This window comes from Bradyrhizobium sp. AS23.2 (genome assembly GCF_001908185.1).
GTDB lineage: Bacteria > Pseudomonadota > Alphaproteobacteria > Rhizobiales > Xanthobacteraceae > Bradyrhizobium.
Window position 1 is genome coordinate 1 of record NZ_LGHM01000419.1, and the last position, 544, is coordinate 544.

At 62.1% G+C, this 544-nt stretch carries 1 pseudogene; it reads right to left on the minus strand.

Going from position 1 to position 544, the window contains the following annotated elements:
* Positions 1–544 (minus strand): annotated as a pseudogene (locus AC630_RS42625) (helix-turn-helix domain-containing protein); the annotation flags it as partial.

The following is a 544-nucleotide window of genomic DNA, read 5'->3' on the forward strand; positions in this document are numbered from 1 at the left end:
CGGTCTGCCAAAGCTGATTGATGGCGGTGGTCTTGTCCTTGAACTCGTCCGCGGCCTTGATCACCACATAGGCCGGACTGGTGATCAGGTCATGCGCCTTCAGCAGCCGATAGACTGACGCTTCCGAGACGAAGTACTTCCGCTCGTCGGTGAACCGCACGGCCAGTTCGCGCGGAGACAGCTCCGGCAGCTCCAGCGCCAGGTCGACGATCTGGCCGCGAACGTCGTCGGGAATGCGGTTCCAGACCCGATCCGGCCTCGATCGACGATCGGCCAGTGCCTCAACACCGCCCTCGCGATAACGATCGTACCAGCGATAGAACGTGGCTCGTGGGATGCCGAGCTTGTCCAAGGTGCGCCCGGCCGGCAGGTGCGACTGCTCGACCAACCGGATAATCTCGGCCTTCTCGGAGGCGGGGTACCTCATGCCTCGTCCTCCCCATCTCTTACCCGACAGGTGAATGCGAAGCATTCACCGAGAGGGCCCGTTCATGCTTTTTTTGAGCAGGCGGTTCTCCAGGGTGAGGTCGGCCACCACTTCCTT